We start from the raw sequence: 24,145 nt of genomic DNA on the forward strand, positions 1-24,145 counted from the left end.
ATTTGAATAATAAAATTTTTAGTCAACATTTACTTTTTCCTATATATTCCAGGTAAAATAAGGGCTGACCAAACCGGCAGCACTTCAAAAAATATATAAATCAGGGCAGTTAAGAACGATGAAAGACGTATTAGCCAGGTTACGCAAATATGAGATCCGGATACGAAAAGCCGTAAATTCCCAGATGCGGGGCGATTATCATTCTGTCTTTAAAGGTTCCGGACTGGAATTCGATGATGTACGGGCCTATCAATACGGCGATGATGTACGCACCATCGACTGGAACGTAAGTGCCAAAGGGCATGGTACTTTTATTAAAATTTTCAGGGAAGAGAAAGAGCAGACTGTCTTTTTTCTGATGGATGTAAGTGCTTCCCAGCAAATTGGGCAACCCAATAAACAGAAAATAGATGTGGCCAGGGATATTTGTGGCGTTCTGGCCTTATCTGCTGTAAAAGAAACTAGTCAGGTTGGGCTTATCTGCTTTTCCGACCAGCGGGAGGCGTATATGAAACCGGCCAAAGGACTCAAACATGGTTATGAATTGATATTAAATTTATTCAATCTGGTCCCTGTTTCCATTAAAACCAATCTATCTAAGGCAATCGCTTTTGCTTTACAAATTATTAAACGCAGAAGCGTTATTATTCTGATTTCAGATTTTATAGATACTGGCTACGAAGCTGCGCTCAAATCCCTCGCCCGTAAACATGACTTAGTGATCATCCATCTTTCTGACAGGCGTGAAATTAACCTGCCAAAATTAGGTATCATTCCGGTTTATGATAAAGAAACCCGGCGTACCTTATGGGTGGATACTTCTTCTAAAGACCTGCGAAAAAATATTACAGGCTATTTTTCTAAAAATCAAAGTTATCTGGAAAGGTTTTGCCGGCAAAACAAAGTAAATTACCTCTTCATTGACACCAGCGAAGACTTTGTCCCTAAACTTGTCAGGTTGTTTAAAGTGAGAAATGTTAAGCAGAAATAAGTTTTATAAGGGCCCGGTAATTGTGCTCAGATATTATACCTATTGTTTTTCTACCCTTAATCAGCCGGAGAGGCATGATTTAAATACCCGGATGTGACATGAAAATAAATTGTCTGGCATGTAGCCTGATACTTTTGATGGCAACTCTTTTACCTGTACAGGCTCAAACCAGTAATTCTTCTGTTTCTGGTAATATTATTCCGCAGGGAAAATTTCTGTCAGACAGCATAAAAGTTGGAATGCCAGTGCAATATGTATTGAGTTTGAAGCATCCGCCGGATATGGAAATTATTTTTCCTGATTCGAGTTTCAACTATGCTCCCTTTGAATGGATAAAAAAAGAATTTTTCCCTACCAGAACCAATCTCAGCGGAAGTACCGATAGTGTGATTTATACGCTCGCTACCTTTGAAACTGACACCATTCAGAAACTAAGCCTGCCTGTTTACATCATTACCAGCCAGGACTGTACAGCCGTATATACTGGTCTGGATTCGGTGTATTTACAAAGGCTGATTACGACCCCGGCCGATACTTTACAGCCTATAGCAGATACGGATTATTTTCCTGTTGACTTATACTTCAATTATACCTATTTCTTAGCTATTCTGGTAGGTGTAAGTATGCTTACGCTGATTGTATATCTGGCTTTTGGCAAACGCATCAGTAAGTTATATAAACTCTACCGGATGGGCAGGGAGCATAGCCATTTCAGAAACGATTATGAGAAACTAACCCGCAATATGAGTCCTGATCTGGCGGTGCAAACCATTGAACATGCCGTAATTCTGTGGAAAAAGTATATGGAAGAACTGGAAGATAAACCTTTCAGCACTTATACTACCAAGGAAATTGCAGAAGTAATGCCAAACCAGCAATTAGCAGAAGCCTTGCAACATACCGACCGCATTATTTACGGACAAATGAGTACGGATCAGTCTATACGTTCTATGCGGATACTGGCCTATATCGCTAAAAGGTCTTATATCGAAAAACGTACCTATCTGGAAAAGCAAAAGGTGTAGAAAACAGTCAACGGATATTTGTTATATCGCCCGTAGGTGATAGTTTGTATACCTGGCCAAAAACAAAAAAGCGCAGACAAAAATCTGCGCTTTTATAAAGGAATAGAATCTGAATTATTAGCGAACCATTAATAATTCTCTGTATTTCACAAGTGGCCAGTCTTCATCGTCAACCAGTAATTCCAGCTTGTCAACACTGTAGCGGATTTTGTCGAAATAGCCTTTTACTTCATTGCCATACAAAGCGGCACGTTCTCTTACGTTTTCGGTATTGTTGGCTTTTTTACGGGCTTCTGTCATATCTTCTACCGCGCCTAATAAGGTATCTACGTATTCAGCGATTTTTTCAATCGTATCTGTCGTATTTTTGGTATGCTTGGCTTTAATTCCAATGCTTTTCAGTCCTTCCAGGTTTTTCACCAGAATGCTCTGATATTTTACAGCCGTAGGAATGACATGGTTCAGCACCAGGTCACCCATCACCCGGGATTCGATCTGAAGCTTCTTGATATAGTTTTCAAGCATGATTTCGTAGCGGGCTTCAATCTCACGGTGAGAGAAGATGCCATATTTCTCAAATAAATGAATGCTCTTATCATTTATATATACATCCAGTGCATCTGGCGTAGATTTAATGTTAGACAATCCACGTTTAGCCGCTTCCTGTATCCATTCTTCAGAATAACCATTTCCTTCAAAGATAATCCCTCTGGCAGATTTTACATACTCACGCAGTACGTTTACAATGGCTACTTCTTTTTTCTCTCCTTTGGCAATCGCAGCATCCACTTCTTTGCGGAACTGAAATAACTGATGAGCCACAATCGTATTCAATACAATCATGTTGGAAGAACTATTAGCAGCACCACCTACGGCACGAAATTCAAATTTATTACCGGTGAAAGCAAAAGGCGAAGTCCGGTTACGGTCAGTGTTATCCAGCAGAATAGAAGGGATTTTATCAATGCCCAGCTTCATATACATATTATCTCCTTTGTCAATTTTAATGGTCGCATTTGTCTCCAGTTCTTCCAGAACGCTGGTTAATTGCGAACCAATAAACACAGACATGATAGCTGGCGGCGCTTCATTGGCACCTAAGCGGTGCTCATTGCCGGCAGAAGCAATACTCGCCCGTAACAGGTCAGCATTGTCGTGTACAGCTTTTATAATATTGATAAAGAAAGTAAGAAACTGCAGGTTTTCTTTAGGTCTGGTGCTTGGCGAAAGCAGGTTTTTGCCTGTGTCGGTTCCCAGCGACCAGTTGTTATGTTTTCCGCTTCCATTGATACCTGCAAATGGTTTTTCATGAAACAGCACTTTAAAATTATGACGTTCTGCTACTTTCTCCATCAGGTCCATCAACAGCAGGTTATGGTCTACGGCTAAGTTCACTTCTTCAAAGGTAGGCGCACACTCAAACTGACTGGGAGCTACCTCATTATGCCTGGTACGGATCGGAATACCTAGTTTTAAAGCTTCAATTTCAAAATCCTGCATATAGGCATGTACCCTTGAAGGAATAGAACCAAAGTAATGATCTTCCAGTTGCTGTCCTTTGGCGGGTGAATGACCAAATACGGTACGGCCAGTCATTACCAGGTCAGGACGGGCATTATATAAGGCCCTGTCTACCAGAAAATACTCTTGTTCTGCTCCTAATGTAGCAATTACACGGGATACACTTTTATCAAAATAATCACAAACAGCAGTAGCGGCTTTGTCTACCAGAGAAAGTGCCTTAAGTAAAGGAGCTTTATAGTCAAGCGCTTCGCCGGTATAGGATACAAATACGGTAGGAATACATAGCGTACAACCGGCAGCATTTTCTATAATGAAAGCCGGAGAAGTAGGGTCCCAGGCAGTATACCCTCTGGCTTCAAATGTATTGCGGATACCACCACTTGGAAAGGAAGAAGCATCGGGTTCTTGCTGCACCAGGGCGCTTCCTTTAAATTTTTCAATGGCTTTCCCATTAGGCATTACATCAAAGAAAGCATCATGCTTTTCGGCGGTAGCACCAGTTAATGGCTGAAACCAGTGGGTATAATGGGTAGCCCCTTTAGAGATAGCCCAGCTTTTCATAGCAGCTGCCACGGCATCGGCTGCGTCTTCGTCAATTCTTTCACCAGCTTCGATGGCACGGGATACTTTTTTAAAAATGTCTGCGCTTAGGTTAGAGCGCATAGCATCCAATCCGAAAACATTGGTGCCATAATAGTCTGATACTTTGGTTGAGGGAGGCGACACTACCACCGCAGGTCTGTTCTGGGCATACTCTAATGCTTTAAACCGTAATACTGCCATATGTGAGTTTTTTGATTAAAGGGTTAAAATCGAGGCTAAATCTACAAATTTTATAGCAAATACAAGTGATCTACCTATTTTTTTTAAGGTTTTTTATAAAAATTTATGCATTTCTAGATAAAAGTCTATTTTTTGTTGGTTGCATGAAATATATTTCCGGAACATGGCAGGAAAAAAATTATTGGATTCTGCTTTGAAAAAGTATTAGGAATGGAGGCCGGAAGTAAGCAAAAATAGAGCAGCTGCATCTACTAACTGCAAAAGAATAAAGTATTTCGGCAATACCAAAGTTTGTAGCTAGAGGTAGATTATTTCTTGAGGGAGTAAATAGCTACTAAAAGTCCACAGACATAGCAATCAGCCGGCTAAAGTAAGGGCAATAAAAAAGCATTACAGAAATCATCCAGGCGTCTACTCCTTTCCGATGTTCTGTAATGCCTATATGAAAAGATGGTCAAACTTGAGCTGACTTTTTCTCATAGTGATGGAGATCTATACGGAAGGTAAAAACCAGAGTTACAACATTTGTTATTTTTAAAATTGTCTGATTTTATTCTTTTTTACCCATAAATACATCTATAGCTTCTACCGCCTTTACAAACCGGTGTTGATAGCTTCCCCAAATTTCAGCAAAAGGCAATTGTAATTGATATAACTCCTTTTTGAACAATGCATACATTTGCTCCCGGTCATCTGGTCTGTCACGGATACCATCGGGAATCCAGGGCAAATCTACCTGTGTTAACAGATACAAATCTGCCAGCCGCCTGGGAATCGTATCCAATAGCCATGGCGGACAAGCGCCGTTATACACTTCACTATACACTTTGGTTTCCAGAATATCTGTGTCACAAATCAATATATTATTGGCTTTGGGAAAAGCTTCTTCTTCCAGGCGGATTTGTCCCCGGGCGATAGGAATCACATCTGAGATATTGAGTGGCCTGCCCTGTTCCTCCTGGTAAGTTCTGGAATATTCGGGTATCCATACGGTATGATAATGTGCTGCCAGTTGCTGTGCTAAGGTGGTTTTACCGGTAGATTCCGGGCCAAATAAAACAATCTTTTTCACCCTAAGGTTAGTCATTCGTCAAAAATCAATCTTCATTGATGTAAATTGTAATGATAGTATATAGTTTGCCAATAAAGATTATTATGGGGGAGATTTAGAAATCTTATTTTCAGATGGGTTGATTGGAGGATTATATAATAGCATAAATCCAACAGCTATGTAAGCCCTTTTCTTGTTGGCTTGCTATCAGAAAATGACTTGAAACAGGCAAGGATATTCCTTATATTGGTAAATAACCTCAACCTTTAGTAAAAGATGTGGTTATATACATGTTGGTTGCAAGTAAAAAGATGTTAAAACAGATTTAATGTTGAATAACTATAAAAAAGGAGGGCCTGTAATTACAGGTTATTTCATCCTTCTATTAACACTAACTGCTTGTGATTTCTCAAAAGGAGGGCCTGGAAGAAGTACAAGTATTAAAGAGTCAAAAGATAGGAAGGTTTTTCTAAGTGAGTATGTTCCCCTAGCCAACCCCATAGTCATTAATGATACAATTCAAATTACTGTTGAAGAAGCATGGATAGAAGAAGATTGGGGATATGAAAAAAATCACTCTACGGTAAAACAAGGGGGTGAGCAGGTTAGAGTAGTAATTAATACAAATAAAAAAAGTATAAAAAACTACGGTATTGATCTTGGAGAATGGTTTATTGGAACAGATGAGTATGATACTTTTGGATCACAAAGTTGGTGGAGTTGGCCACAAGATGAGGCTGTGTTATCTAAAAAATTAGATTCCTTTCCTGAAAGTGATACTATTTCTTGGAAGGTGAAAACAGGAGACAGATTTGTTGGGGAAAAAGTAGAAGGAGCTCAAAAAGTAATAGGACAATTTAAGCTGGTGCGAAAAAACTTGAAAGTAAAATTGCTAATTTAAGGTTATTGCATCTATAACAATAAGATAAAAAAAGACCAGCATAGAACATCAGCTTCGACCGATAACAGCTTTACCTTAGCTCAAGGCTGCAACACAAAAAGCTTGGTATACGGGAAGCCATGCTCCATTCATTAAGCAGGAGAAAAAATTATTACATAGAGGTTCCAGTAAATTAAATATAAAATCAACAAGGTTTTCGCTATTGATGAGTAAAATGACCTTGCCTCCAAAGAGACTCTTTTTGATAGACAGCCTGGGAGGATTACTTTCTGCTTTCCTGTTAGGCGTAGTGTTGGCAAGGTTTGAAAATATGGTTGGAATGCCACAAAATGTACTTTACCTGCTATCCTTCATAGCTTGTGTATATGCCGTTTTCTCTTTTATAAACCATTGGCAAATGAAAGGAAACTGGAGACTTTATATGAAAGTACTAGCCAGTGCAAATGGGTTATATTGTTGTCTGACAATAGCACTGGTGATTTACTACCGTCAACAACTGACTACGTTAGGATTAACTTATTTTTTACTTGAAGTAGTAATTATCATCCTTCTCGCATACCTGGAACTAAAAATAGCTTCGCTTTGATCAGAGAAAAGCTTTGAAAGATAAAGGGCTATTTCAAACACTCCTAACTACGCCTGGGATTGAGACGTTTGATAACAAAACTACTACAGGTCTGCAGCGCTAATACCGTACACACCAGCATAATTCCCGGAAATACCACCAGCCACCAGGCTGTAAAATTACTCCGAAAACTCATGATCATTTTTCCCCAGCTAGGTATATCTGAAGGAATGCCTATTCCCAGAAAAGACAGGGTAGACTCTAGTGCAATTAAACTGGTCAGACCAAACGTGAAAGCAACAATAATGGAAGAAAGTGCATTAGGCAGGGCATGGCGAAACAGGATATATACATCGGCCAGTCCCAAGGCTTTAGCAGATTCAATATAATGCATAGCCCGGATACGCAGCAATTCTGCCCGGATCAGCCTGGCAGGCTCCGTCCAGTAGGTGAGTCCGGTGATAAGAATAATATTTGTTAAGGATGGTTTTGCAAAAGCCGTAAGGCACAGAATAAAAATAATCCGGGGAATAGATGAAAGCAGTTCTATTAGTTTGAGTACGATCTGATCGATAGGGAGAAATACCGATTTTTTCCCAATACCCCATCGGTTGAGCAATTTACTTACAAAATAGCCAATGAGCAGAATACCTGTGAAAATAGCAAGGCTTACCAGTAAAGCTATCAATCCTTCTCCTGCCGCAAAAGCATCAGCCAGAATAAATTGCCGGGTGTAAAACCCATAAAAATACCCCAGGGGAAAAAAAAGTAAGGTAATGAACAGTGTACTGACCGAAACTCTAACAGAGTTGTCTCCATAATACCCGGCCATACTTCCCAGAATCAATCCAATTAATAAAGCTACTAACATTGCAGGTACACTTACCAGCAATGCCGTACGGCAGCCATACACCAGATTTGCCAGCAGATCATGACCTAGTTTATCAGTTCCCAGCCAGTGTATTGCCTGTCCGGAAGTAGTTTGCTGCCACTGAAAGGGTGGCTGGTAAATATGTTGCAGGTCTAATTGTGCCGGCGTAAATCCCAGAGATAAAACATCGGCCAGTAGGGCACAACCCAGAAAAAAAGTTAAGTACAGGATAGAGAGCACCAGTGCCCAGTTCTTTGTCAGCACAGATTTGTATGTAGCAAAATAATAATAGCCGATGCTAAAACCTTACCCTGGGATCTGCCAGGTAATAGAGCATATCGGCTACAATATGGCTCATTACTTTTATAAAAGCCAGCACCAGCACAATTCCCAGAATCAGCGGAAAATCTCTGGCCAGAATAGAATCAACCAGCAGGCTGCCCATGCCTGGAATCGCAAAAATAACTTCAATGACAAGTGCCCCACCCAGTAAGGCCGGAAAAAATCCGGTAAATAAAGTAATCAGGGGTAATAGTGCATTGCGGAGTATATGCCTGGCAACAATACCTATTTCCATCACACCTTTGGCTCTGGCTGTAATAATAAAGTCACTAGTAGCGGTTTCCTGCATGGCCTGATATAATTGCACTGTAACGTACGGAAGATTAGCTATACTCAGGCATAAGGCTGGTAATAGCAGGTAATACACATAAACCAATAGTGATTGCAACCAGAATTCATCTGTTGAGGTATCGCCCAGGCCATATACTGGCAAAACGTTTAAGCTATCTCCGGAAGCCAGAAAAATCAACAGCAATAAAGCAATCAAAAAGACAGGTACAGTATCCAGCATGTATAATACCGTTAGTACAGGTTTGCGCCAGGCGCTAAAATCTTCATGTACAATAAATATATTCAGCAGAATGGCTAATGAAAAAACAATAAGAACAGTAAGTATGGTGAGTAATAAGGTAGGAAAAATGGCTTCTGAAATAATTTCAACAACTGGTCTTGCATCCCGGTACGATTCACCTAAACTCCCTCTCAATAATCCCTTTATCCATTGGTGATACTGGTTCTGTACGCCATGCCAGCTAAGGGCAGGTATAAAGTTTAGATAAGGCGACTGCGTACTGGTTACAGTTACAAATGCCTTTTCTGCTGCTTGTAAATTATCCCTGAGTAGGTTGGTGGAAGGAACACTGTCAAGCTGATCTTCCAGTTTGCTAAACAAGCGTTGGATTTGTTCCGGCTTTGACGTTTGCCATAAAGCATCTGTTTGCGCTGATATTGTTTTTTTATCGGGCAGAAGCAATGTACTGCTTCTGATATGCTGCTGTAACACCCGCAGTTTTTCCATATAGCTGGCAATGGCAGGCCAGTTGCCATATTGCCAGATCATGCGTTTGGCAAGGCTGTATTCTTGAACTGAAAACAAACGGTATAAGGTATCCGGTTCGGCCAGGGTATGCAGGCTAACATAGAATAGCGGAACATCCTGCCCGGTTCGCCGGAGGTAGTGCTGATAAGCTTCTCTGTCTTGTTGCAGATTTCCGGTAGAGGCGTTTTCTTCTGAAGAAAAAGTATCTCCGGGAATAAGCTTGCTCAATATAAATACCACCGAAGTAATAAACCACAGTGTTGGGATGATCCATATTATTCTTTTCAGCAGATATTTGAGCATACAGCGCTTACCTAATAAACTATTTAGCAGAAGGAACTTATCTTTTACATCCTGTAACTGGCAGCGATTTTAACTAAGGTAGAGAGAAAAATTGAGGAGGAAAAGCGGGAGAATTATTGTATATTTAAAGGAAGAGTACGCCCATAATTTTGTTTTTGGAATAATGTTTGTTTTCCGTAACCTATTCTTCGAAGAATGTGTACTACTTACCACGCTTTTACCTTTTATTAATATGAAAAAATATATTCTGTTGGGTTTACTCCTGGCTTTTACGCTAAGCATCTGTGAGGCGCAAGTGCGAAGAAAACCAACTTATGACCGCCGTCCGGCATACCGCACTAATAAAAGAGTGATTGATATAGATGATATGCCTAAAAATATAATCAAGGTGAATTACCTGAGTCCGCTGGCTGCGACTGGTTCATTTTTTTACGAGCGGGTGATCAATGAAAAAATGAGTGCACAGCTGGGCTTTTCATTTTCCAGATTTACTACCGGTTCTATTCTTCCGGCGCTATTTGGTGATACACGGGTGAAAATGCGGGGATATGCCATTACACCTGAGTTCAGGTATTATCTGTCTTCTACCGAAGCGCCCCGGGGCTTTTTTATAGGCCCGTTTCTGCGCTATCGTCATTCTGATGCCACAGCCAATATAGACAGGGAAAATGCCGCTCCTATTCAGGCAGATGCCCAGTTTACAACCATTGGAGCAGGAGTACTCATTGGCGGACAATGGGTGTTCGGAAAACATTTCTCTATGGACATTTTTATGGGACCTTCGCTTAATGCCCGCTATACGAAAGTAACTACGCCGGAAGTGGAAGAAAGGGAATTCCCGGTGCCTAATCTTTTTGGGCCTTTCGGATTCCGGGCAGGCGTTACTGTAGGCTTCGCTTTTTAATATAAATGGAGAATTGAAAGTTGATAATTAGAAAATTATCAACTTTCAACTACTGTTACTTCCTCTTCTGCAAAATCAATCAGTTCCTGTATATTCCGGACAATGGTAATGTTTTCCGGAGCCGATATATCCTGAGATACTACCTGAAAGCCGCTTAAAAGTATCTGTGTTCCAGGGAACTTTGCGGCAAGCTTATCTACATAAGGCTGTACCTCATGCTGGCTCGGCATTGATGTAATAATAGATAACAGATATTCGGGCTTATGTACCTGAAAGGCGGCACATAAATCGTGAAAAGGCAGGCTTTGCCCCAGGTAAACTACTTTGTGTTGCCTTGCCCGCAAAATGTAATTGGCAAAAAGCAGGCTCAATTCGTGCAATTCCCCATCCGGCAAGTACAGCATAAATTTCTTTGGAACCACCTTACGTGAAGGAAGCTGCCCATCTATGGCTACGATCAGTTTCTGGCGGATCAGATTGGAAATAAAATGCTCCTGGGAAGGACCAATAGCGCCGGTTTGCCAGAGTACCCCGATTTTAGTCAGGAACGGATAAATGATCTTGATCATGGTCTGCTCAAAGCCCTGTTGCAGGATATTGGTCGCCATAATCTTCTCAAAACGGTCTTCATCCAGGTCTATCATCGAAATGGTAAGCGCCTGAATCTGGTCGGGATAGTTGAGCTTTTTCTCAGTGATTGTCATTACTTCCTGCGTTATATCATCCGCAGACATTCTGGCGATCTCAGATATTTTAAAGCCGTGATCTTTCAGCAGGGAGATATTAAGCACTAGTTTCAGGTCTATATCATCGTAGAGGCGAATATTTGTATCCGTACGTTTGGGAGTAATAATGCTGTAGCGTTGTTCCCAGATACGTAATGTATGAGCCTTAATTCCTGATAAATGTTCCAGGTCTTTAATCGAATAAACGCTCATAATAGTATGTGTCTGATTAAATTACTCGAATGTGTTTCAAGTTGACATTAGAACTTAATTTGCATTAAAATGTTTAAAAAAATAGCGCCAGTGCCATAAAAAATAGTAGTTGAATCGCATACACCAGCATGGCAATTGTGTTTTTTTTTGAAAAGCTGAAAATATGAAATAAAGCCGAAAGTACCAGTGAAGCTATAAACCAGCCTATATAATTTTGAAAAGGGACTTTATTGTCCTGCCATGCCCACATATCGTATTGTATCGCCATCGGTTCAATAAAAAAATCGAGACCCACCATCAGGCAAGCACCCAGCAAGGCTTTCACCCACCACGGAAAAGGAAGTTTATTGGTAATTATATTGGTGCAATAAATAAGCACGAGCCAGTTTAATCCGATCAGTAGGGGCACATTCAGCCATTTCAACCCCAAGGTAGCGCCATAGGTATAAACACCGAAAACATGGCCGGTTGCTACGCCAATCACTTCAATAAAAAACCCGGCCAGAAAGGTAATAATGCTGAATACAATAAAATTGCGGTTAAAATCGGTATGAAAATAAAACACGATAGCTGCCGTTACCAGCAGATTAAAGGCGATCAGTTGCTGAAATAAAGGCCGGCTGAGCGGATGCTGCAAACCAATAATACCAGCTATATGCATAGCAATTAACAAAGCCAGAGCTATTTTGTAGAAATACGTCTTCCTTTCCATTTATTAGTATGGGTAATGCGCTTGTAAATAGAAATCAACAATAATAGTTGAATGGTAATCATGTGTACAGGATGAAACCACAGATTAACGAATATGTTCTGATTGCTCAGCCAGGAAACCATTACACGAATGCTAACAATGAAAAAGAGAACTGATCCATAAAATAGAAATAAGGCTGACCTACCGGGAAAAAGTTGAGTAACATCTGGCGATAAAAAAGCTAAATATCCCACCGTAATAAGCATTATGTATATCGAAGTAACCCAAACCCTGTTTCCAAAACCCGCCATCAGGTTTTTGCTAAAACCGGCGATTGCTTCTTGATAGCTACTATACATCCGACAATGAATCAAGCCATTGGCCAGACAAGCCGCCCCAGTAAGGCCAGCTTTTTTAACTCGTTGCATAATATAAATATCTTCTACTACTTCTGCTTTGGCCTGCTGATGGAATTGATGGGTATGGTATGCCTCTGCTTCAAAAAGCATACATTGCCCGGAAGCAGCAGCAATCTGGTGATTTTTTGTGCTATACACCAGCCGCAACGGGAGCAAGGTCAGCAGCAAGTAATGCATCAGTGGGACGACCATTTTTTCGCCGGCCGACAGCATGACCTGGTCATTAAATACAGATAGCAAACTCAGGTTTTTACGCTTCATTTCCTGAATTGCCGACCGGATAAAGCCCTCCCCAATCCGTACATCGGCATCTACAAACAACAGATACTTTCCGGAAGCTAACATTGCCAGCTGGTGACAAGCCCAGTTTTTACCCAGCCATCCTTCAGGCAACGGTTTCCCGGAAATAAGCTTACATCTAGGTTCTGTAGTCACAAACTGGTTTATGATAGCCGCCGTTTCATCCGAAGAATCATCGTCGAGAACAATTAACTCATAGTTACTATACTCTTGTTGTTGAATACTTGCCAGTAAGTGCGGAATATTCAAAGCTTCATTGCGGGCAGGTACCAGAATGGAAACCAGCTCAGTATGAGGCTGACTGGAATAGGGAAGAAATGGTTTGCTAATACAATTGTTGAGGGTGACCACAAACCGGATAACCAGGAAGCAGTAAACGAGTATCGCAATTGCAATCAAGCTGTGTTATAATTTTATTAGGGTTAGGGATAGAAGTAAAAGTAAAAAGTAATTATAGCCATTCGACACGTAAACAATACATTCAGGAACCTTTGAATTTTTTCCCCCTGGTCTTACTACCGGATTTTAGATCTGGCCGTTTCCTGTTTTTTGCTTTTTTCTCATGAAAAGCCCCCTGGTATGTAGGGTCTTCTTTCTTGCGTTGCTGATCTATTTCCATCGCCATGGCTTGTGACTCCTCAAATGGTGTTTCAATTACTTCTACTTCCGCAGGCAGGCTTTTCCTGGGAATAGGCATGCGGATGAGTTTTTCGATTCTGGCTATATGATAGGCTTCCGGTTCTGTCATAAAGGTAATGGCTTCACCAGTCTGGTTGGCCCGGCCAGTACGGCCAATGCGGTGCACATAATCTTCATAAATCAGGGGTACATCAAAATTAATCACATGACTTACCAGGCTTATATCAATGCCCCTGGCCACTACATCGGTCGTTACCAGTATCCGTACATTTCCTTCCTTAAAAGCTTCCATGGAATTAATACGGGTATTCTGTCCCTTATTGGCATGCAGCACCCGGATGTCTTCGGTAAGCATTTTCCGGGTGAGAAATTTATAAATATTGTCGGCGTTTTGTTTCGTCCTGGTGAAGATGATAACCCGGTTAAATGCTTGTGCATCTTTCAGCAGAAAGCTCAGCAGATTAATTTTTGTTTTCAGATTAGGTACTTCGTATAATACCTGCGTTACAGTTTCTACCGGTGTCGATTCCGGAGTGGCTTCCACCCGCACCGGAAATTCCAGGAACTCCGCAGACAAACGTTCTACTTTTTCGGGAAAAGTGGCCGAAAAAAGCAAATTCTGCCTTTTCACAGGTATTACTTCCAGTACTTTCCGGATCTGGGGCATAAAACCCATGTCCATCATTTTGTCGGCTTCATCCAGTACCAGGGTTTTTATTTCCTTCAAAACCAGATCTCCTTTGAGGTAGATATCCAGTAAGCGGCCTGGCGTGGCTACCAGTATGTCAATTCCCTTTCCAATGGTTTCAATCTGTGTTTTTGGTCCAATTCCGCCATAAACAGAGGTATGCCGAATGTCGAGGTATTTGCTTAAAAATGTAATATGTTCGTCAATCTGCATCACCAGTTCGCGGGTGGGCGCTAAAATCAAGGCTCTTGGATGGGTTCCCTGTGCATATTTTACTTTCATCAGCAGCGGAAGCAGATAAGCTGCCGTCTTTCCGGTACCGGTCTGGGCAATGCCCAGTACATCGTGCCCGGCCAGAATAAGCGAAATGGCTTTCTGTTGAATTTCAGTAGGTGTTTGAAAACCTGCATCTTCCACAGCTGATAGCAATTGCTTGTTTAACTTAAAATCCTGAAAGGTGGTCATTTTTAAAATGTATTGATAAGCATGCTTAATTATTTACTAAATATGCAGGATAGAAGTTGGAATTACAGCCTTCTGTAAACCTGATTCAGTCGCTTTTATTTGTTGAATATGAATTTGCTAAGCAAACATGCGTGAATTATAGTGCTCAAACTTACGATAAATTACCAAGGAATCCGGGTATCTTCCCATATGCAGCATATGAACTTCTGCAGTATAAAACCTATCATTCGCTGAATATTATTCATATGTTAAGCATTTTGCAATTACTTCATTATTAGTTAAATAATAGGTATAAATAGAATAAAAACATATTAATAAATTAAAAATCAGGTAATTCATACGTTACAATCAAATAATAACTTTGTTAAAACACATTGTTATTCTATTGAAGACGCATTTTAGAACCATTGTAATTTCAGATGTGCATTTAGGTACATCAGGCTCCAAGGCCAAGGAACTTATCCATTTTTTGAAGCAGAATACCTGCGACAAGTTAATCCTCAACGGCGATATTATTGACGGATGGCAGCTTAAAAAGTATGGGACCTGGAAGAAAAAACATACCCGTTTTTTCAAAACTGTACTCAAAATGATCGAAGAGTACGATACAAAAGTGATCTATCTGCGGGGCAATCACGACGATTTTTTAGACCAGGTCCTGCCCCTCAAAGTAGGCAATTTTTCTATTCAGCGGGATTATGTACTGAAATCAAAAGACAAGCAGTACTATGTTACCCACGGCGATATTTTCGATTCCATTACTACCAAGCTCAAATGGATGGCCAAGCTAGGCGACCTGGGTTATACTTTTTTACTGTGGGTGAACAAACTTTATAATAATTACCGTACCAGCCGGGGTCTCCCCTATTATTCACTTTCCCAGGTGATCAAGCACAAAGTAAAATCGGCTGTATCCTATATCTCCGATTTTGAAACCCAGCTGGCAGCCGTAGCGAGAATTAAAAATTGCGATGGCATTATTTGCGGACATATTCACCAGCCCGCTATTAAGCAGTTCGACGATATACTGTACCTCAATTCCGGAGACTGGGTAGAATCTCTCAGTGCTTTGGTGCAGGATGATTCCGGTGAATGGAGCCTGCTATATTACAATGAAACCAGTGGTTCTGCTTATGTTGAAGAAGATATGGAGGATGCCGCAGAAGGTGAAGAGGAAGTTAATCCGCTGGAGCAGTTGAATACGATCAAATTGCTCAAAAAAGTATCCTGAGGTATTTTTTACAGTAGACTACATGGATGTTTACTTGTAACTCAGGCAGCCATATGTTTCTTGGTGGCTTCCGGATAAAAAATATAATTCAGACGCAGCAGCCAGAATGCAGAAATACAGGTAAAAACACCAATACCTATGGTTACTGCCATAAACCAAACGGAGGAATAGGCCAGATAAACACAAAAAGCACTGCTGGCAACGAGCCGGATAAATTCAGCCACATATACCCATTTTTTCTTTTCGAACAAAGCACCACAGTTCACAATGGCAAGTACAATAAGAGCAGCAGAAAACATTTTCAGAAGAAAAGGCAACTGCTCAGCAGTGAACAAAAAAAGCGAAGCGCCGATTAGCGTACACACATATTGAAAGAAAACATAATAGTTCAATTGAGCCGGTGAATCCGTATTGTATTTGTGGTAACGGCTCCGGTCTACTTCCGGAATAGGAATAGTGCCTCCCATATACGCCGGACGCCAGCCTGGAGGCATAAATACTACCCGGAGTTTGTCAGCCCATCCGGGAGTTTGTTTGATGGTATGCATCATATCTACCCAGTGCTGCATATTGGCCCAGAACGGATTCCAGCTGTTGAGTGGTTTAGTTATGCCATACACTGGTTCTTCTTCCTCCTGCTGAAAAGTACCAAACATGCGGTCCCAGATGATGAGCGCTCCTGCATGGTTTTTATCAATGTATTTGGGATTTACACCATGATGTACCCGGTGGTGCGAAGGTGTATTCAATACCCATTCCAGCCAGCCTAATTTACCAATGGCTTTGGTATGAATCCAGAACTGATACAGTGTAACCAGGGAAGCAACCGTAACAAATAATAAGGTCTCGAAGCCGATCAAGGCCAGGGGCAGGTAAAAGGCAAAAGAGAATACTTTCTGAAACCAGCCTTGCCGTAGAGCCACCGACAAATTGTATTCTTCGCTCTGGTGATGTACCACATGTCCGCCCCAGAATAAGTTAATTTCATGGCTGTAGCGGTGAAACCAGTAGTAAAAGAAATCTACGGCTATAAACAGCAGAATGCCGGTAAGCCAGGTGGTAGGAATATGAAAGATGGCATATTGTTCATAAATATACTGGTAAATAGATACAACAAACAATTTCATAAATACCCCGGTCACCTGCTCACCAATACCGCAACTGATGTTGGTAAGTGCATCATTAAGACGATATAATTTCTGTTGCCGGAAACGTTCGACCAGTAACTCTACTCCGATCAGAATAAAAAATACAGGAATAGACAATACAATCGGATTGATATTCATGGCACACCTAATTTATATCTAAACTACTAATTTTTATTGAAATAATTCAAGTGTGATCTCCTGATAATTCTGTTTTAGGAGAGGAGTTTTTATTTTTCTAATTTCGCTCTTAGGCAAACCTCCTTTTTTCTTATGCAGCGCAATATTTTGATCACCAATGCACAAATCGTAAATGAAGGCCAGATTATAAAAGCCGATGTATTAATTAAAGACGGCCTGATATATAAAATAGAAAAAGAAATTTCTGCCGGAAACAGCCAGGTAATAGATGCAGAAGGCAAATATTTGTTTCCGGGCGTAATAGATGACCAGGTACATTTCCGCGAGCCAGGACTCACCCATAAAGCCACCATTCATTCGGAGAGTAGAGCAGCGGTAGCCGGTGGCGTAACGTCGTTTATGGAGATGCCTAATACGGTACCTAATGCCTTAACCCAGGAACTGCTCGCGGATAAATACCGGATTGGGGAACTTACTTCCCTGGCTAATTACTCTTTCTTTATGGGTGCTTCCAACGATAATATGGCGGAAGTACTCAAAACAGATCCGGTGAACGTATGCGGCATTAAGATTTTTATGGGTTCATCCACCGGGAATATGCTGGTTGATAATGAAAAGACCCTTTCTGGTATTTTCAGGGAAAGTTCTATGCTGATTGCCACCCATTGCGAAGATGAAGCTACCATCCGGGCTAATGCCGAGAAATACAAAAAGCAATACGGAGATACGGCTTTTGCTGCCATTCATCCGATTATCCGCAATGAAGAAGCCTGCCTGAAATCTTCTTCTATGGCCGTAGAAGTAGCCAAAGCCTATAATGCCCGCTTACATATTCTGCATATCTCCACTGCCGATGAATTACATTTGTTTACCAACCAGATTCCTCTAGCCCAAAAGCGAATTACGGCCGAAGTATGTGTACACCACCTCTGGTTTGATGCCGGTGACTATGAAACGCTGGGAAACCTGATCAAATGTAATCCGGCCATTAAAGATATACATCACAAAAAAGCCCTGCTGGATGCGTTGCTCGACGACCGCCTGGATATTATTGCTACCGATCATGCGCCACATACCTGGGAAGAAAAAAGCCAGGGTTACTGGCAGGCGCCCTCCGGTGTACCCCTGATCCAATATGCATTACCTATGATGCTGGAATTTTATCACCAGGGTAAAATCAGTTTAGAAAAGATCGCCGAAAAAATGAGCCATGCGCCAGCCATCTGTTTTCAAATGGATAAAAGGGGATTTATCCGGGAAGGCTACTGGGCAGATCTTACCCTGGTGGACCTACATAATTCTACCCATGTAACCAAAGAGACTATTTTGTACCGGTGCGGATGGTCACCTTTTGAAGGCAGGAGTTTCCGGTCGGCCATTACACATACCATCGTATCGGGCCATCTGGCCTATGCCAACAATAATTTCGATGAAAGTGTAAAAGGACAAAGGCTCTTGTTTAAACGATAAAATTGTAGCTGTTTGCTTTAAAATATCTGCTTATTTTTTTGCCGGATACAATAAAATCGTGTAGTTTTGCCATTCTTAAACGGAGGTTGTAGCTCAGCCGGTTAGAGCGCCTGATTGTGGTTCAGGAGGTCGCGGGTTCGAACCCCGTCTCCCTCCCTAAACCGTCTAATTTCTAGAATTAGGCGGTTTTTTTATGCCCTTAAAGGAAGTTTACTTATCATTATTGTTGCTTTTCAACGCTTACTTTTCTTCTACTTCTGATTTTTCTTAGAGTACCTTCCTTAAAAAATACAGGAATGTGTTTGAGCACATTCCTGTATAGGTATAGAATAATAATATACTTTCTCAACTATTTCTCTTGCCAGGCAACACCAGTATCTTTCCAGCTTCTGGAACGAGCTGAGTCAATAACGGCTTCGCACACTTTCTGAGTTTCCAGGGCATCCTCAAAGGTAGGATGGCAAGGCTCTCCTGTTTCCAGGCTTTTCATAAAGTCGGCTGCCTGGTGAATAAAACTATGTTCATAGCCAATACCCAGGCCCGGTACCCACCATTTGTTCATATACGGTTGGTCGCCATCGGTTACATGAATAGAGCGCCATCCACGCACAATAGATTCATCCCGGTGATCGAAGTATTCCAGGCGGTTGAGGTCATGTAAATCCCAGCGGATAGAGGCATTAGCCCCATTTATTTCGAAGGTATACAAAGCCTTGTGTCCACGGGCATAGCGAGTAGATTCAAATAATCCTAAAGAGCCGTTATCAAAATGGCAATGGAATATACAGGCATCGTCGATACCTACTGGTTCTACTTTGCCAGTCAACTGGTGCATCCGCTGTTTTACAAACGTTTCTGTAACAGCCGATACATCTTTTATACCTCCATTGAGCCACATGGCTGTATCAATACAATGTGCCAGTAAATCACCTGTTACGCCAGATCCTGCGGCTTCTACATCCATCCGCCAAGTTCCGGTGCCGCCTTGTGGTACATCTGCACTGATGGTCCAGTCTTGCAGGAAGTTGGCCCGGTAATGATAGATTTTCCCCAGTTTGCCTGAATCCACCAATTGTTTGGCCAGCGAAACGGCTGGTAAGCGGCGGTAATTGTACCAGACAGTATTGCGCACACCGGCTTTTTTTATCGCATCTACCATTTTCTGCCCTTCTGCCAGATTTCTGGAAAGAGGTTTTTCGCACAGAATCATTTTACCGGCTGCCGCTGCGGCAATGGCAATTTCGGCATGGGTATCATTGGGTGTACAAATATCTACGGCATCAATATCTTTGCGGTTGATTACGGCTTTCCAGTCGGTTTCGGTAGATTCGTAGCCCCACTGCTCGGCAAAAGCCTGTACTTTATCTTTGCTGCGGGCACATACGGCTTTGAGTACCGGACGGTAGGCCAGATCAGGGAAAAAATCACCGATGCGTTTGTATCCGTTGGAATGGGTCCGGCCCATAAAACCTGTTCCTATTAATCCTATTCTTACTTCTTTCTTTTGACTCATGTGTTTTAGTGTGATTTAACAAGTAGATGAAAAGGCATTTGGGTTCATAATTAAGTGAATGAATGAGTGATTGAGAGAATGAGTGATTACTGATTTAAGTATTTTTTATAAAAATCGTCATTTACTTACACACTTATTGACTCCTACACTATACTTCACTCAATCTCTCATACGCTCATTCACTTTACTGCCCGACTGCTACTAATTTCTCTTTTTCTGCCTCAGACCAGCCATGTGCCTGGCGTACTTTAATGAGGGTAGCCAGAATATCGTTCCAGGTTTGCTGACGCATCATTACCTCATTGGGGAACATACAGCCATCCCAGCAGATGTGTTTAAATGCTTTGGTCAGGTTGCCGTTTTCATCCCGCAGCCAGTAGCCTGCATCGTTTACTACATCAAGTTTTCCATTGGGATCTGTTGCCTGGCAGTGGCGGCCAGTTTTATCATGAGAACCTGAACCGAATACCGTTCCATCATTCTGCGCTACGTGAAAGTCAAATGTATACGGGCGGAGGGCTTTTGTAATGGTTTTCAGGCCATCAGTTAGGGTGTTGCGGTCTTTCCAGTCGAAGTTTTCCGGCAAAATGCGGTCTTCCGGATGGTTATAGCCCATCAGGTACAATAAGGTATGTGCCATATCTGCCTGGAATCCCATGTTCGGGCGGTTTACTTGTTGCAGTGTATTAAGCATGGTGCGCCAACTGTGCATTCCACCCCAGCAGATTTCTCCTTCGGCAGCCAGTTTTTCGCCAAAATCTGCGGCTACATCGCAGGCTTCCTGAAACGTTTGCACAATCAGTTTCTGGTTATTTACCGGATCTTTTTCCCAGTCATGCGGAGAACTGGCAGAATCAATCCGTACCACACCATAGGGACGAATGCCTATATCACGTAATACTTTTCCAAAATGGCAAGCTTTACGAACCATTTCTACAAATGTGGCCCGGTCATCCTTACTTCCTAAAATCGGACCACCCCAGATGGGTGCTACCAGGCTACCAACTTTCAGGTTTAGGTTGCCTATTTTCTCGCCCAGGCGCTTAATATCATCATCCGACATATTGATGTTGATGTGTGGGTCTAACAGACCCAGATCTACGCCATCGAATTTCACCCCATTTACTTCTGCTTTGGCTGTCATATCCAGCATGGTATCAAAGGGAATGGGTGGTTCTGAGTTGGCACCTTTTCCTACAAGGCCAGGCCATGTGGCGTTGTGGAGTTTAGGAAAATTATTTTCGCTCATAAGTTTGGATGATTTGAGGTTAGAAACTTATTTATTAGGAGTTATAGATAATATTGCGTTATACCAAAAGATAACATAAATGCCGGTTTTGAATATCGAATATCCAACAAGGAATATTGAATGTAGAATTAATTTTTACTTCATTATTCTGCATTCCTTGTTCAGTGTTCATCATTTTAAACTTAAGTAGCTTACAGTTTCAGATCGGGATTATTTGGGCCGAAATGTTTGAGCATGACGATAGGGTCATTTTTAGAATAATTGGTGATCTGAACGCCTTCTTTAGCCGCCTTTTCGGTAATAAAGAATTCGTCGTTGGTAAGCTGACCATAGCGGATTAAGGTAGGAGTTTCAATGTCCCAAACGCCCATTTTGCCATGTCCCTGCATCATAATGATTCCATAAGCCGCACTGTCTTTAATAGTTACGGTAGCTCCAGGCAGTACCGTGAGTTCTTTGGCGCTATACGCTTCGGATTTATAGCAGATCCAGTTTTCGCTGTAGCCTTGTGATTTCATTTCATCTACCGGACGTACTGGTTTTGGACGCATAAAGTGATTTTCCATAAAATTAGGATCTACGTTAGCGTCCCAGTCGATCACTTCTACCAGCTGGTCATAGTCGCCCATTCTTTCTTTGGGTGTACCATTCCATAACAATTCTTCGGGAATTACGGCATCGTTTACCAATGACTGATACATGGCAAAAATATCGGATGCTTTCTGAGGTTCATACGTACACAAACTTCCAGGTGCATGCAATATTCCCGGAGGTACATCCCAGCCAGTGCCTGGTTCTAAGCGGTAAGCCGAAGAGAAATTAGTGATTTTATTGTCGCCTTTGGTAAAATTGGCCAGACATTCCCGGATCTGTGCTTTAGTTGTTCCAGGGGCAATGCCAAAGAAAGTATAAGGAAAATCGCCACCATGATTATTGAGTTGAGGTGGGAAATAATACGCTTCCGGCTTCCCGTTTTGGCCTACCAGTTTGGCATGTTCATCATTATGATGGATGTGGTGCGGAAGTGGTCCTTTGTTATCGAAAAACTTAGAATACATCGGCCAGGATTTATACTGGTTCCACAAGCGGTCACCAATAATAGCTCCTTTTAATTCATCAATGGCATCTTTCAGCAATATTTGCACTTCTTTGTTTCCATCATTAAAAACGATGGCGCTTAAACCTTCATTTTTGCCGGTTAGGGGACCATTTTTTGCCGGAGTTGTGGAAGAAAGCCAGCGTTCATCAATGCCTCCCCGTTGTCCGCCCAGCACATAATAATCGTCCGGATGGAGTTTAATGCGCCTGCCAGGAACACAGAAGGAACGGGGTACCCAGGTGGGTGCCAGCCGCAATATGCCTTTTCCCTGGTCTAAAGCTCTTTCCGCTACACTTGTTTTTTCCATTGTTTCCATATCAATTATGCGTTAGGTATGTTTGATTGTTTTAAAAATTCATTAATGGTTTCGGATGTATGTAATACTTCCATTTCCAGGTCGTATACTTTGCTTTCGCCTGGTTGCAAGTGGATAAGCGTGTTTTCTGCCCTTGCTTTTGCTTGCCCGATGGGTGGATGGGTACCTGGTTCGAGGCCGAGTACATATTCGCCTTTGCCCCAGTGCTGCCAGTTGGTAAGCCAGGGCAATTGCCCTTTCTGAAATTTCATTTTAACTGCCAGACCAATAGAAGCATTATGCAAACCACAGGTCCAGAATCCGGATTGGTCAGCAGCAGGCTCTATAAAGCAGGCTTCTTCCCCACCACCGCTATGATCATCCAAAGGTGCCGGACATTTCCGGAAGTTGTTTCCTTCCCTGAAAATTTTATTGGGCTTGCCATCGTAGCGGGCTTGCCAGTTGCCGTTCCAAAGAATATCTGTTCCTTCATCTACCAGCGGCCATCCAAAATTCAGATGATAGAGCAGCATATGTGGCGTAGCGGTATTTGCCCGATTAATTACTTCATCCCGGATACGGATAACTGCCTGTCCTAAAGTGCCGGAAATAGTTCGTCTCAGTTCCAGACTGGGGCCAAAGACCTGGGTTTGTTTGATAATTCCGGTAATACTCATTTCAAGTTTACCAGCTGCCGGATCAGGTTGAATAATCGATTCTATCTCTGCCGGGGTATTGCTGATACGCCCGTGTAAGCCCCGTTCACCAAATTCATCTTTCTCAGGGCCACCTACATGATTCAACCCGCAGGTAGTAAGTAAACCTCCGGCGAAGGTACGGAGCCAGTCTATGCCCTGGTCAGAAAACGCTTGTGGCGTTGTAATTCCTACATGACTGATCCATGCTAGGCTGTGCTGGTTGTAGAATGCATCCACAATATCCATTGCCCTATCTATCACTACTTTGTATCGTAAACCAGTGCCGGTATTAATCCAGGCGATACGGTTTCCACGCCCTGGCCCATTGTCGATAACGGACGTTTCTATGCCTCCCAGTTGTGCCGGATTAGATATCTTATTATGCCAGGATTGAGATGCCACCTATATATGTACTTTAGTTTTGAGCCTTAAGTATAGCTTAATTTTACAGGAAATAAAACAAAAAATATATCAATATAAATTAATAAATTCTTGTTTTAGTTATAAATGTAAGGAGCAAACATAAAGCAACCTTCCTGTACTCTCCTGAGAGAACAATATTTTGGTGGAAATTAAAAGTTTGAAGGATTGAGGTTGGCGAGCAGGATTAGAATGGTGTTTAATATTATTAGCTGCCTGATCTCAACAATTAAATAAGAAACGATTTTAGATGTCTTAATCCAGCTTTGTAAAGCTGAGTGTAATAACTTTATTAAGCAAAATGGCTGAATCCCAAAGTGAATCGTAATTCATTAGTCATGCTTTCTAAAGTACTTTTCACCAGAGAAGATACAAATAAATAGATTGAATCATACTTCCAAATCTGAGTCTCATCTCCTGTTATATCCTGGATGGTTGTAGGAGT

The 24,145-nt window shown here is 41.8% G+C and carries 20 protein-coding genes and 1 tRNA gene; 8 read left to right on the forward strand and 13 right to left on the reverse strand.

What is annotated here, in order from left to right:
* The first annotated feature begins 118 nt into the window (after positions 1–118).
* Positions 119–991, forward strand: coding sequence for a DUF58 domain-containing protein (locus GXP67_RS12890; RefSeq protein WP_162443485.1), 873 nt, complete (start codon positions 119–121; stop codon positions 989–991).
* A 137-nt stretch (positions 992–1,128) separates the two neighbouring features.
* Positions 1,129–2,016: a hypothetical protein gene (locus GXP67_RS12895; RefSeq protein WP_162443486.1), complete on the forward strand. Its 888-nt coding sequence runs from the start codon at positions 1,129–1,131 to the stop codon at positions 2,014–2,016.
* Positions 2,017–2,133: 117 nt separating this feature from the next.
* Here the strand turns inward: GXP67_RS12895 and GXP67_RS12900 are convergent, their stop codons facing one another.
* Positions 2,134–4,323: a glutamine synthetase III family protein gene (locus tag GXP67_RS12900; RefSeq protein WP_162443487.1), complete on the reverse strand. Its 2,190-nt coding sequence runs from the start codon at positions 4,321–4,323 to the stop codon at positions 2,134–2,136.
* A 550-nt stretch (positions 4,324–4,873) separates the two neighbouring features.
* Positions 4,874–5,410, reverse strand: coding sequence for an ATP/GTP-binding protein (locus tag GXP67_RS12905; RefSeq protein ID WP_162443488.1), 537 nt, complete (start codon positions 5,408–5,410; stop codon positions 4,874–4,876).
* A 292-nt stretch (positions 5,411–5,702) separates the two neighbouring features.
* On the opposite strand from GXP67_RS12905, the gene GXP67_RS12910 reads away from it, so the two are divergent.
* Positions 5,703–6,275: a hypothetical protein gene (locus GXP67_RS12910; protein WP_162443489.1), complete on the forward strand. Its 573-nt coding sequence runs from the start codon at positions 5,703–5,705 to the stop codon at positions 6,273–6,275.
* A 205-nt stretch (positions 6,276–6,480) separates the two neighbouring features.
* Positions 6,481–6,861 (forward strand): hypothetical protein, encoded by a 381-nt coding sequence (locus GXP67_RS12915; RefSeq protein WP_162443490.1) that lies wholly within the window; start codon positions 6,481–6,483, stop codon positions 6,859–6,861.
* Positions 6,862–6,904: 43 nt separating this feature from the next.
* On the opposite strand, the gene GXP67_RS12920 is transcribed toward GXP67_RS12915, so the two are convergent.
* Both GXP67_RS12920 and GXP67_RS12925 read right to left on the reverse strand, forming a co-directional pair.
* Positions 6,905–7,975: an ABC transporter permease gene (locus GXP67_RS12920; protein ID WP_162443491.1), complete on the reverse strand. Its 1,071-nt coding sequence runs from the start codon at positions 7,973–7,975 to the stop codon at positions 6,905–6,907.
* Between the two features lie 34 nt (positions 7,976–8,009).
* The gene (locus GXP67_RS12925) at positions 8,010–9,395 is read right to left on the reverse strand and encodes an ABC transporter permease (RefSeq protein WP_162443492.1); all 1,386 of its coding nucleotides are present in this window, start codon (positions 9,393–9,395) and stop codon (positions 8,010–8,012) included.
* A gap of 232 nt (positions 9,396–9,627) precedes the next feature.
* Between GXP67_RS12925 and GXP67_RS12930 the strand changes: the two genes are divergently transcribed.
* Positions 9,628–10,299: a DUF3575 domain-containing protein gene (locus tag GXP67_RS12930; protein ID WP_162443493.1), complete on the forward strand. Its 672-nt coding sequence runs from the start codon at positions 9,628–9,630 to the stop codon at positions 10,297–10,299.
* Positions 10,300–10,337: 38 nt separating this feature from the next.
* On the opposite strand, the gene GXP67_RS12935 is transcribed toward GXP67_RS12930, so the two are convergent.
* The 4 genes from GXP67_RS12935 to GXP67_RS12950 all read right to left on the reverse strand — a co-directional run bounded on the left by GXP67_RS12935 (position 10,338) and on the right by GXP67_RS12950 (position 14,439).
* Entirely contained in the window at positions 10,338–11,237 is a 900-nt protein-coding gene (locus GXP67_RS12935) for a MerR family transcriptional regulator (protein ID WP_162443494.1), read from the reverse strand.
* A gap of 73 nt (positions 11,238–11,310) precedes the next feature.
* On the reverse strand, positions 11,311–11,949 hold the full coding sequence (locus GXP67_RS12940; protein WP_162443495.1) for a carotenoid biosynthesis protein: 639 nt from the start codon (positions 11,947–11,949) through the stop codon (positions 11,311–11,313).
* On the reverse strand, positions 11,919–13,046 hold the full coding sequence (locus GXP67_RS12945; RefSeq protein WP_162443496.1) for a glycosyltransferase family 2 protein: 1,128 nt from the start codon (positions 13,044–13,046) through the stop codon (positions 11,919–11,921). The genes GXP67_RS12940 and GXP67_RS12945 overlap by 31 nt, the downstream gene beginning before the upstream one ends.
* Before the next feature lie 82 nt (positions 13,047–13,128).
* Complete coding sequence (locus tag GXP67_RS12950; RefSeq protein WP_162443497.1) at positions 13,129–14,439, reverse strand: DEAD/DEAH box helicase; 1,311 nt, start codon at positions 14,437–14,439, stop codon at positions 13,129–13,131.
* A 379-nt stretch (positions 14,440–14,818) separates the two neighbouring features.
* Here GXP67_RS12950 and GXP67_RS12955 point away from each other — a divergent pair, with 379 nt between their 5' ends.
* On the forward strand, positions 14,819–15,670 hold the full coding sequence (locus GXP67_RS12955) for a UDP-2,3-diacylglucosamine diphosphatase (RefSeq protein WP_162447908.1): 852 nt from the start codon (positions 14,819–14,821) through the stop codon (positions 15,668–15,670).
* Between the two features lie 41 nt (positions 15,671–15,711).
* Here GXP67_RS12955 and GXP67_RS12960 read toward each other — a convergent pair whose 3' ends face one another.
* Positions 15,712–16,956, reverse strand: a complete 1,245-nt coding sequence (locus GXP67_RS12960) for a sterol desaturase family protein (protein ID WP_162443498.1) — start codon at positions 16,954–16,956, stop codon at positions 15,712–15,714.
* Positions 16,957–17,088: 132 nt separating this feature from the next.
* On the opposite strand from GXP67_RS12960, the gene GXP67_RS12965 reads away from it, so the two are divergent.
* Both GXP67_RS12965 and GXP67_RS12970 read left to right on the forward strand, forming a co-directional pair.
* Positions 17,089–18,426 carry a dihydroorotase gene (locus tag GXP67_RS12965; RefSeq protein ID WP_162443499.1) on the forward strand — a complete coding sequence of 446 codons (1,338 nt, stop codon included), beginning with the start codon at positions 17,089–17,091 and terminating at the stop codon, positions 18,424–18,426.
* Positions 18,427–18,507: 81 nt separating this feature from the next.
* A tRNA-His gene (locus GXP67_RS12970) sits at positions 18,508–18,583 on the forward strand.
* A 192-nt stretch (positions 18,584–18,775) separates the two neighbouring features.
* Here the strand turns inward: GXP67_RS12970 and GXP67_RS12975 are convergent.
* The 4 genes from GXP67_RS12975 to GXP67_RS12990 all read right to left on the reverse strand — a co-directional run bounded on the left by GXP67_RS12975 (position 18,776) and on the right by GXP67_RS12990 (position 23,682).
* The gene (locus tag GXP67_RS12975) at positions 18,776–19,939 is read right to left on the reverse strand and encodes a Gfo/Idh/MocA family protein (RefSeq protein WP_162443500.1); all 1,164 of its coding nucleotides are present in this window, start codon (positions 19,937–19,939) and stop codon (positions 18,776–18,778) included.
* Positions 19,940–20,123: 184 nt separating this feature from the next.
* Positions 20,124–21,188 carry a sugar phosphate isomerase/epimerase family protein gene (locus GXP67_RS12980; RefSeq protein ID WP_162443501.1) on the reverse strand — a complete coding sequence of 355 codons (1,065 nt, stop codon included), beginning with the start codon at positions 21,186–21,188 and terminating at the stop codon, positions 20,124–20,126.
* Between the two features lie 191 nt (positions 21,189–21,379).
* Positions 21,380–22,603, reverse strand: a complete 1,224-nt coding sequence (locus GXP67_RS12985; RefSeq protein ID WP_162443502.1) for a cupin domain-containing protein — start codon at positions 22,601–22,603, stop codon at positions 21,380–21,382.
* A gap of 5 nt (positions 22,604–22,608) precedes the next feature.
* On the reverse strand, positions 22,609–23,682 hold the full coding sequence (locus GXP67_RS12990) for an aldose 1-epimerase family protein (RefSeq protein WP_162443503.1): 1,074 nt from the start codon (positions 23,680–23,682) through the stop codon (positions 22,609–22,611).
* Positions 23,683–24,145 lie beyond the last annotated feature (463 nt).

This window comes from Rhodocytophaga rosea, from assembly GCF_010119975.1.
Lineage (GTDB): Bacteria > Bacteroidota > Bacteroidia > Cytophagales > 172606-1 > Rhodocytophaga > Rhodocytophaga rosea.